General features: G+C 60.4%; 11 protein-coding genes. 5 read left to right on the top strand and 6 right to left on the bottom strand.

Going from position 1 to position 9,206, the window contains the following annotated elements:
- A partial coding sequence (locus HT737_RS15335) for a GTP-binding protein (RefSeq protein WP_182403122.1) occupies positions 1-996 on the top strand: 996 nt, incomplete at its 5' end.
- Positions 996-1,646 (top strand): DUF1826 domain-containing protein, encoded by a 651-nt coding sequence (locus HT737_RS15330; RefSeq protein WP_182403119.1) that lies wholly within the window; start codon positions 996-998, stop codon positions 1,644-1,646. The genes HT737_RS15335 and HT737_RS15330, both read left to right, overlap by 1 nt.
- A gap of 4 nt (positions 1,647-1,650) precedes the next feature.
- Here the strand turns inward: HT737_RS15330 and HT737_RS15325 are convergent, their stop codons facing one another.
- Complete coding sequence (locus HT737_RS15325) at positions 1,651-2,007, bottom strand: hypothetical protein (protein ID WP_047297341.1); 357 nt, start codon at positions 2,005-2,007, stop codon at positions 1,651-1,653.
- Positions 2,008-2,035: 28 nt separating this feature from the next.
- Here HT737_RS15325 and HT737_RS15320 point away from each other — a divergent pair, with 28 nt between their 5' ends.
- Positions 2,036-3,007: a GTP-binding protein gene (locus HT737_RS15320; RefSeq protein WP_182403117.1), complete on the top strand. Its 972-nt coding sequence runs from the start codon at positions 2,036-2,038 to the stop codon at positions 3,005-3,007.
- Position 3,008: 1 nt separating this feature from the next.
- Here HT737_RS15320 and HT737_RS15315 read toward each other — a convergent pair whose 3' ends face one another.
- Positions 3,009-3,422 (bottom strand): DUF3301 domain-containing protein, encoded by a 414-nt coding sequence (locus tag HT737_RS15315; RefSeq protein ID WP_025112628.1) that lies wholly within the window; start codon positions 3,420-3,422, stop codon positions 3,009-3,011.
- 117 nt (positions 3,423-3,539) lie between these two features.
- On the opposite strand from HT737_RS15315, the gene pdxY reads away from it, so the two are divergent.
- Positions 3,540-4,412, top strand: a complete 873-nt coding sequence (gene pdxY, locus HT737_RS15310; RefSeq protein ID WP_047297339.1) for a pyridoxal kinase PdxY — start codon at positions 3,540-3,542, stop codon at positions 4,410-4,412.
- Positions 4,413-4,508: 96 nt separating this feature from the next.
- Here pdxY and HT737_RS15305 read toward each other — a convergent pair whose 3' ends face one another.
- Positions 4,509-4,991 carry an acyl-CoA thioesterase gene (locus tag HT737_RS15305; RefSeq protein ID WP_003229693.1) on the bottom strand — a complete coding sequence of 161 codons (483 nt, stop codon included), beginning with the start codon at positions 4,989-4,991 and terminating at the stop codon, positions 4,509-4,511.
- Positions 4,992-5,273: 282 nt separating this feature from the next.
- On the opposite strand from HT737_RS15305, the gene HT737_RS15300 reads away from it, so the two are divergent.
- Positions 5,274-7,037: a cation:proton antiporter gene (locus tag HT737_RS15300; RefSeq protein WP_095667967.1), complete on the top strand. Its 1,764-nt coding sequence runs from the start codon at positions 5,274-5,276 to the stop codon at positions 7,035-7,037.
- A 21-nt stretch (positions 7,038-7,058) separates the two neighbouring features.
- Here HT737_RS15300 and HT737_RS15295 read toward each other — a convergent pair whose 3' ends face one another.
- The 3 genes from HT737_RS15295 to HT737_RS15285 all read right to left on the bottom strand — a co-directional run bounded on the left by HT737_RS15295 (position 7,059) and on the right by HT737_RS15285 (position 9,095).
- The gene (locus HT737_RS15295) at positions 7,059-7,466 is read right to left on the bottom strand and encodes an SMI1/KNR4 family protein (RefSeq protein WP_024164487.1); all 408 of its coding nucleotides are present in this window, start codon (positions 7,464-7,466) and stop codon (positions 7,059-7,061) included.
- A 137-nt stretch (positions 7,467-7,603) separates the two neighbouring features.
- Complete coding sequence (locus HT737_RS15290) at positions 7,604-8,479, bottom strand: Tim44 domain-containing protein (protein WP_182403115.1); 876 nt, start codon at positions 8,477-8,479, stop codon at positions 7,604-7,606.
- A 175-nt stretch (positions 8,480-8,654) separates the two neighbouring features.
- Positions 8,655-9,095, bottom strand: a complete 441-nt coding sequence (locus HT737_RS15285) for an EamA family transporter (RefSeq protein WP_027610340.1) — start codon at positions 9,093-9,095, stop codon at positions 8,655-8,657.
- Positions 9,096-9,206: the final 111 nt, after the last annotated feature.

Raw genomic sequence — 9,206 nt, 5'->3', positions numbered from 1 at the left:
TGTATCTGCTGTACGTTACGCGAGGACTTGTTGGAAGAGGTCAGCAAACTTGCTCGCGAAGGCCGTTTCGATTATCTGCTCATCGAATCCACCGGTATTTCCGAGCCGCTGCCGGTCGCCGAAACCTTCACCTTCCGCGATGAGCAGGGTCAGAGCCTCGCCGACGTTGCTCGACTCGACACCATGGTCACGGTAGTCGATGGCGTGAACTTTCTCCTCGACTATCAGGCTGCCGAGAGCCTCGCGTCCCGCGGCGAGACTTTGGGCGACGAAGATGAACGCTCGATCACCGACCTGTTGATCGAACAAATCGAGTTTGCCGACGTACTGCTGATCAGCAAGATCGACCTCATCAGCCGCCAGGCGCGTGACGAACTCACGGCAATTCTCAAGCGCCTCAATGCCCAGGCGGAAATCATCCCGATGGTGATGGGCGAGGTGCCGCTGGAGAAGATCCTCAACACGCGCCGATTCGATTTTGCCAAAGCCGCCCAAGCCCCGGGCTGGTTGCAGGAATTGCGCGGTGAGCATGTGCCGGAAACCACCGAGTACGGCATTGCTTCCACGGCTTATCGCGCACGCCGCCCGTTCCATCCGCAGCGTTTTTACAGCTTCATTGACCGTCCATGGACGAACGGCAAATTACTGCGCTCCAAGGGCTTTTTCTGGTTGGCCAGCAAACCCTCCGACGCAGGAAGCTGGTCGCAGGCAGGCGGCCTGATGCGCCACGGTTTCGCTGGACGCTGGTGGCGTTTCGTGCCGAAAAACCAATGGCCGCAGGATCAGGACAGTACCGCAGCAATCATGGAAAACTGGACGCCGAGTGTCGGAGATTGTCGTCAGGAGCTGGTATTCATTGGCCAGAACATCGATTTCGTACAGCTCAAGTCGGAGCTCGATGCCTGCCTGCTGACTGACGAAGAAATGGCCGATGGCGTAGACAGTTGGCGCACGCTGCCGGACCCTTTCGGCCCTTGGCACGATGAGGCCGCCTGATGCTTGCGCTCAAGCTGCAGCAGAATCGAGTACGTCATCAGCATCAGGGGGCGACGCCGAAAACGCTGACTCGAATCCTCGAAGACGACGTCAATCTTGCGGTCTGGCAGCGCCAACTGCCGCTGCACATCGCCGATTTCGCAGCGTTGTTGCTGTCGCTCAACGAGCCACTGGCGCAGTCGCTCTGCCTCGAATTGCCGGATGAAGACGGCGAGCCTGATCTCAGTGGACTGGCCGCCGGGCTCCGTGACCTGGAAGGCTACGAAGGCTTTGTCGCTGATCTGAGATGGCTGGTCAGTGCCTTCGCCTGCCTGCTGGGTGCACGGCGTATCGGCTTGCGCCTGCGGGTGCTGGACAAGGCCATGTGTCCGCGTTTCCACGTCGATCATGTGCCGGTGCGCCTGATCACCACGTATGGCGGAATCGGCAGTCAGTGGCTAGAGGAGGGCGTGATGGACCGTGAGCAATTGGGCCAGGCGAACGCTGAGCCAAACGACATGGCGAATATCCAGCAACTGCAGAGTGGCGACGTGGCGCTATTGAAAGGCGAGAAATGGCACGGCAACGAAGGCTTCGGTCTGATCCATCGTTCTCCGCAACTGCCAGCGGGTGAACGACGGCTGCTGCTGACGCTCGACTGGCTCGGTTGATGGCTCAAGGCTTGAGCCATTTACCCTGGCTCTGGCCTTCGCAATACGGCTTCAAATACGCCATGTCTGAAGCCACGCCGTAATAGTGGATATCCTGGCGATAGGGCATATTGGCGACTTGCGCGTTGCTGCACACGCCGAACGCGCCGCTCGGGCATTGATCGACGTACTGCACCTCGACTTTCTGCCCGGCCAGGGTCGGTTGGCAGAACCCGTCGCTGAACAGCTTCTCGGGAATACTGCGGTTTTGCTGGCAAACCTTGACGTCGAGTCGTTCGCCCTGACTGTGCACAACGCAGGCTTGAGCCAAGGCTTCGCTCGACAGCAACATCAACAGCAACGACCATCCCATCCAACGCATGTCCAATCCCCTCAGAAAACGCCCAGTCATGTTGCAGAACATTCCTACCCATGTCATCGCCGGCCCTTTGGGCGCCGGCAAGACCAGTCTGATTCGCCAGCTCATGGCCCAACGGCCGGAAGGCGAGCGCTGGGCGGTGCTGATCAACGAGTTCGGTCAGATCGGCCTCGATGCCGCATTGCTGACCCGCGACGACGATGGTATCGCACTGGGCGAAGTCGCCGGAGGGTGCCTTTGTTGCGTGAACGGTGCGCCGTTTCAAATCGGCCTCGGTCGTTTGCTGCGCAAGGCCAGACCGGATCGGCTGTTCATCGAGCCGTCCGGACTGGGCCATCCGGCGCAATTGCTCAAGCAGTTGGGTGAGACGCCGTGGTTGGGTGTACTGGCGCTGCAGCCCTGTGTGTCAGTGCTGGATGCCCAGGCACTGGCAGCCGGGAAAGCGTTGCCACCCGCTCAGCAGGACGCTTTGGGCAGCGCCGGTCTGCTGTTGCTGAACAAGACAGAAGGTCTGGATGAGGCTGTGCGGCAGACCATCGCCGAGCGTTTGCCGGCGGTCAAATTGATCTGGACGCAGCAGGCGCAACTGTCTTTACGCGAGTTGCCGGGTGTGACGGCGCAAGCACTGGCGGGTGTGGATAACCTTGTTGTGCCGCAGGGGGCGGGACCGATTCCGGCGCTCTGGAGCGACCCGGCATCGCCGATCTGCCTGAGTCAGGCACAAGAGGGCGGTTGGAGCATCGGCTGGCGTTGGCACCCGGGACAGAGGTTCGATACGCAACGTCTGAGCCAATGGCTGCAGAGCCTGAACTGGCGGCGGGCGAAACTGGTTATCCATAGCGCCGAGGGCTGGATCTCGGGCAATGCCGTGGATAACGCTGAACTGGATTGGCAGCCCAGTGAGTGGCGCCGGGATTCGCGTATCGAGCTGATTTTTGCCGACGCGCACAATGTCACTGATTTGCAGGCAGGCCTGACGCAATGTCGAGTTCAAGCGGATTAGCTTACGGCTTCCACTTATTGTGTTCCTGACGCCACTGGCTCAGCTCGATCACTTCGGCCCGTGGGCGGGTAACCTCAACCACCGGTGGCGTGTCGTCGAACGGCGCCGGGTATGGAGCCAGTTCAATCTGAGCGCTGTGCGCACCAAACTGGGTGATGGTGCCGTTGTGCCGGGTTTCGCCGGTCACGGTGAACTCGAAGTTATAGACCCGGGCCAGGCGCCGCCGGCCGCTGGCATCCTTGATCAAGCCGATTTTTTTCAACGCGACGTTACCGTCCAGCAGTTCGACGCCGACGTTGATGCAATGCTGCTTGACCCGCTCCAGCGCCCGCTCGCGCAAGCCGTGGTTGTGCCAAAGCCATGCGCCGGCAGCGGCGAACAGCATCAGCACGAAGATGTTTTCGAGGGTCAGCATCAACAAGAAACTCCAAAAGATTGGTCCAGCTTAACTGCGTCGCCGGTCTGTCGTACAGGCTGTGTTTCGTCGCATACTGCGCGGCTTGAATTTCAATCGTTTTACGGAATAACCCGAATGAAACGTACGCCTCATCTGCTCGCCATTCAGTCCCATGTGGTCTTCGGCCACGCCGGCAACAGCGCTGCGGTTTTTCCGATGCAGCGGGTCGGGGTGAACGTCTGGCCGCTCAACACCGTGCAGTTCTCCAACCATACCCAGTACGGCCAATGGGCCGGTGAAGTGCTGGCGCCGCAGCAGATCCCCGAACTGGTCGACGGCATTGCCGCCATTGGCGAGCTGGGCAACTGCGACGCTGTACTCTCCGGTTATCTGGGCAGCGCCGCGCAGGGCCGGGCGATTCTCCGTGGTGTCGAGCGCATCAAATCGGTCAATCCGAAGGCGTTGTATCTGTGTGACCCGGTGATGGGCCATCCGGAGAAAGGCTGCAGCGTGCCGGCCGAAGTCAGCGACTTTCTGCTGGAAGAAGCCGCGGCGGTGGCGGACATCATGTGTCCGAACCAGTTGGAACTGGACAGCTTCTCCGGGCGCAAGCCGCAGTCGTTGTTCGATTGCCTGGCGATGGCCCGGGCGCTGCTGGCGCGCGGGCCGAAAGCGGTGCTGGTCAAGCATCTGGATTATCCGGGCAAGCCGGCGGATGGTTTCGAGATGTTGTTGGTGACCGCTGATGAAAGCTGGCACTTGCGCCGTCCGCTGCTGGCGTTTCCGCGTCAGCCGGTGGGCGTGGGCGATCTGACGTCCGGGCTGTTCCTCGCGCGGGTGCTGCTGGGCGACAGCCTGGTGGCGGCGTTCGAGTTCACAGCAGCGGCGGTGCATGAAGTGCTGCTGGAGACCCAGGCGTGTGCCAGTTACGAGCTGCAACTGGTGCGGGCGCAGGATCGGATCGCGCATCCGCGGGTGAAATTCGAGGCGACGGCGATCAGTCTGTAATCGCGTTATTGTTCAAAAGATCGCAGCCTGCGGCAGCTCTTACAGGGTGAACATTAATTCTCTGTAGGAGCTTGCCGCAGGCTGCGATCTTTTGCTTTAAGCGTCGCCCTTGATCTCCTGATAACGCTTCTCCAGCTCCTGACGAATCTGCCGACGCTGCTGCGCCTGCATATAACGACGCTTGTCTTCACTGTTCTGCGGTTGCAGCGGCGGTACGGCGGCCGGTTTGCGCTGGTCATCCACCGCAACCATGGTGAAGAAGCAGCTGTTGGTGTGGCGTACCGAGCGCTCGCGGATGTTCTCGGTCACTACTTTGATGCCGACTTCCATAGAAGTATTGCCGGTGTAGTTGACCGACGCGAGGAAGGTCACCAGTTCGCCGACATGGATCGGCTCGCGGAAAATCACCTGATCCACCGACAGCGTCACCACGTAGCGGCCGGCATAGCGGCTCGCGCAGGCGTAGGCCACTTCGTCGAGGTATTTCAGCAGGGTACCGCCGTGGACATTGCCAGAGAAGTTGGCCATGTCGGGGGTCATCAATACCGTCATCGACAGTTGGGCGTTTCCGGGTTCCATAACGTTCTCACGGATCAAGGCTGGATGGCTGGACGCACCTCTGCGGGTGCCTGGTGGCTTTTTCAAAAGCACCGTTATCGGGACGCCAGACGGCTGGCTGCCGTCACGCCGCGACCGATCTGTTTCCTTATATTGCACCGCCTTTCAGCCGGAAGTCGCGGTGTTAACCTGCAAAAGGCCCTGCCCAAGGGCAATTCCTACACAAAAAGCGGATTTTTACCCAACTCGCTCAGAGCTTTCTGAAGTCTCACGGCGGGTCACGTCATACAAGGAGCCCACACCATGCATGCCATCAGCTTTATTCAGGACCTGGCAGTGATCATGTTGGTCGCAGGTGTGGTCACCGTGCTGTTTCACCGCTTCAAGCAGCCGGTGGTGCTCGGCTACATCGTCGCCGGTTTCATCATCGGCCCGCACACACCGCCGTTCGGACTGATCCACGACGAAGAAACCATCAAGACCCTCGCCGAGCTGGGGGTGATTTTCCTGATGTTCTGCCTCGGGCTGGAGTTCAGCCTGCGCAAGTTGTTCAAGGTCGGGGCCACGGCGTTTATCGCGGCGTTCCTCGAAATTGTCCTGATGATCTGGATCGGCTATGAAATCGGCCGCTGGTTCGACTGGAACACCATGGATTCGCTGTTTCTCGGCGCAATCCTCGCCATCTCCTCGACCACCATCATCGTCAAGGCGCTCAACGACCTGAAGATGAAGAACGAGCGCTTCGCCCAGTTGATCTTCGGCGTGTTGATCGTCGAGGACATCCTCGGCATCGGCATCATCGCCTTGCTGTCGAGCATCGCGGTCAGCGGCACGGTCAGTTCGGGCGAAGTGTTTTCCACGGTTGGCAAACTGTCGTTGTTCATGATCGTCGCGCTGGTGATCGGCATTCTGCTGGTGCCGCGTCTGTTGGCTTATGTCGCCAAATTCGAAAGTAACGAGATGCTGCTGATCACCGTGCTCGGCCTGTGTTTCGGCTTCTGCCTGCTGGTGGTCAAGCTCGAATACAGCATGGTGCTCGGCGCCTTCCTGATCGGCGCGATCATGGCCGAGTCGCGGCAGTTGCTGAAGATCGAGCGCCTGATCGAACCGGTTCGCGACCTGTTCAGTGCAATCTTCTTCGTCGCCATCGGCCTGATGCTCGATCCGATGATCCTGCTGCAATACGCGTGGCCGATCGCGGTAATCACCGTGGCGGTGGTACTCGGCAAGATGTTGTCCTGTGGCCTCGGGGCGTTTATCGCCGGCAATGACGGACGCACCTCACTGCGGGTCGGGATGGGGCTGTCACAGATTGGCGAATTTTCCTTCATCATCGCCGCGCTCGGGATGACGCTGCAGGTCACCAGCAACTTTCTTTATCCCGTCGCGGTGGCGGTGTCGGTGATCACCACGCTGCTGACGCCGTACCTGATCCGCGCGGCCGATCCGCTGTCGATCAAACTCTCTGCGGCGGTACCCAAGCGTCTGGGCCGAGTATTCGGCATGTACGGCGAGTGGCTGCGCAGCATTCAGCCGCAAGGCGAGGGCGCGATGCTGGCGGCGATGATCCGGCGGATTCTGTTGCAAGTCGGGGTCAACCTGGCGCTGGTGATCGCGATCTTCTTCAGCGGTGCGTTCTTTGCCGGACGGCTGTCGGAGTGGATGCAGGACTGGGTCGCTGATCCGAGCTGGCAGAAGGCGTTGATCTGGGGCGGGGCGCTGCTGCTGTCGCTGCCGTTTCTGATCGCCGCGTATCGCAAGCTCAAGGCGCTGTCGATGCTGCTGGCGGAGATGGGCGTGAAGCCGGAGATGGCCGGGCGGCACACGCAGCGAGTGCGGCGGGTGATCTCCGAAGTGATCCCGATCATCTCGCTGCTGGTGATCTTCCTGCTGTTGGCAGCCTTGTCGGCCAGTATCCTGCCGACCAACAAGTTGCTGGTGCTGGTCGCCGTGGTGGCGGCCGCCGTGGCGGCGCTGCTCTGGCGCTGGTTCATCCGCGTGCACACGCGGATGCAGGTGGCTTTGCTGGAAACCCTCGACAATCACAAGGAGTCGTCGGGGCACTGACCGCCCGGGGCGTCTGGTGAATCAGCTTTCCAGCCAGACGTCCCGCGCCCAGTGCCACACCGATTCCCAGGACTCTTCGGTGATCAGCTCTTCTTCGCCGGACCACAGCACCACGGTGCCGTCTTCTTCGACGCAGTAGTAGTTGTCGCCGTCCTGGCAGATCGGGATCAGGTCGCGCGGTACGCCAGCGTCCCAGGCGTTGGCCGCGACATCCGGCAAGTAGGTGTGCGATTGCGGGTCGGTGACGGTCACCGGCTCGAGGCTGCCATACACAACATCGCTGACGGTCAGCAGAAACTCTTTGAAGACGAACGGGATGTTGATGAAGAGTTCTTCTTCGATCTCCACCAACTGGTCTTCGTCGGGCAGCTCCAGGGGAACCGGTACGGGTTCGTTGGCTTCGCGCAGTTGTTCGATGATTTCTTCCACGTCCGGGATCCTCTTGCTTGAATGGCGCGGTTTATATGGGCCGGTTTATACAGTAGCTCGCTATAGATGCAACCGCGAAATAGAAAACCCCGGCCTGAGCCGGGGTTTTTATTACCACATGCGTAACGCGGTGGGGATCAGCCGTTCTGGCGGATACCGGCCACCAGCCAAGGCTGGTTCTCGCCCTGTGGACGTTCCATGTTCCAGCTTTCGCTGAACACTTCGCCCTGGTCGAAACGCGAGGTCTTCGACACGCCGCTGAAGGTCAGGGTGGCGATGGTCTTGTCGGCGCGATCATCCACGCCGTCCAGCTGCACTTGCAGGTTGTCGATGTAGGTCGACTGGAAGCCATCGCCCAGATCCGCACGCTCACGCTTGAGGAACTCGAGCATCTGCGGGGTCACGAACTCGGCGATCTTGTCCATTTCGTTGGCGTCCCAGTGCTGCTGCAGCGACTGGAAGTGGCTGCGCGCGGCTTCAAGGAAGCGCTGTTCGTTGAACCAGGCTGGCACGTTGATCACCGGACGAGCGGCAGCCGGAGCAGCCGAACCACCGAAGATCGAACCCATGGCAGCAGGCTTCTGTTCGAATACTTCACGCTGCATCGGCGCGCCGGCCGGAGCCAGGTGCTCCTGCTGCTTGCGTCGACGAGCGGCGATGAAGCGGAAGATCACGAACGCGATCACGGCCATGATCAGGATGTCGAAGATCTGCATGCCCTGGAAGCCGCCGCCCATGAACATGGACGCGAGCAGGCCACCGGCGGCGATACCGGCCAGAGGGCCGAGCCATTTCGAAGCGCCGCCAGCCTTGGCCGCGGCACCGGCAGCGCCGGCTGCACCAGCGGTCGCTGCTGCGCCGCCCATGCCTGGGGAAGAAGGAGCCATCTGGCTGGTCTGGTGCGTCGGCGCAGCGCCGGCACTTTTGCCACCACCAAAGCGCTTGGCGTTGGCGTCGAGGCTCATCGTCAGGCCGATGCACAACGCCATGGCGATGCTAAGAAAACGTTTCATAAAGGGAATTCCCGTTTGTGGAGACACGCGCGCCATGTTGCACAGCTGAAGTGTTACTGGCTAGCGAGAGAGTGTTTCGGGCTTTTGCCTGACAGGTTACGTTCAGCTCCGTCGAAGCAATAAGGCCATGTACTTTTGTCTGTAGGAAAAAGGGATAGGTTCAGCGAGAAATCGCTTAACGACGTAGCGCCAGCATCACCACACCGGCCGTGATCAGGCCGATGCCGCCCCATTGGCGCAGGTCGAGCTTCTCGCCCAGCAGGATCACGCCGAGCACCGCCACCAGCACCACGCTGAGCTTGTCCACTGGCGCGACCAGCGAAGCCGGGCCGACTTTCAGCGCGCGGAAATAGCACAGCCACGACGCGCCGGTACCCAGGCCGGACAACAGCAGGAACAGGTAGCTCTTGGCGGAAATTGATCCCAAGGACTGATATTGGCCCGTCGCGTACAAAATCAAGGCCAGGCTGACCAGTACCACGATGGTGCGCAGCAGAGTGGCGAAGTCGGAATTGACGTTTTCGATGCCGATCTTGGCAAAGATCGCCGTCAGCGCGGCGAATGTCGCCGAGAGCAGGGCCCAGAATGTCCAGGAAGAGAAGAAGCCTGAGCCCATGCAAATATCCTTGTTAGATCATCCAACGCCGACCCCTGTGGGAGCGAGCCTGCTCGCGAAAGCCACACTGCGGTTTATCAGATCAACCACGGTGATGTCATTCGCGAGCAG

Origin of the sequence: Pseudomonas sp. MD195_PC81_125, assembly GCF_014060985.1 — a bacterium.
GTDB classification, from domain to species: domain Bacteria; phylum Pseudomonadota; class Gammaproteobacteria; order Pseudomonadales; family Pseudomonadaceae; genus Aquipseudomonas; species Aquipseudomonas parakoreensis.
Note: the sequence above shows the minus strand (reverse complement) of the source record. Positions and strands in the feature narration are given on the sequence as shown.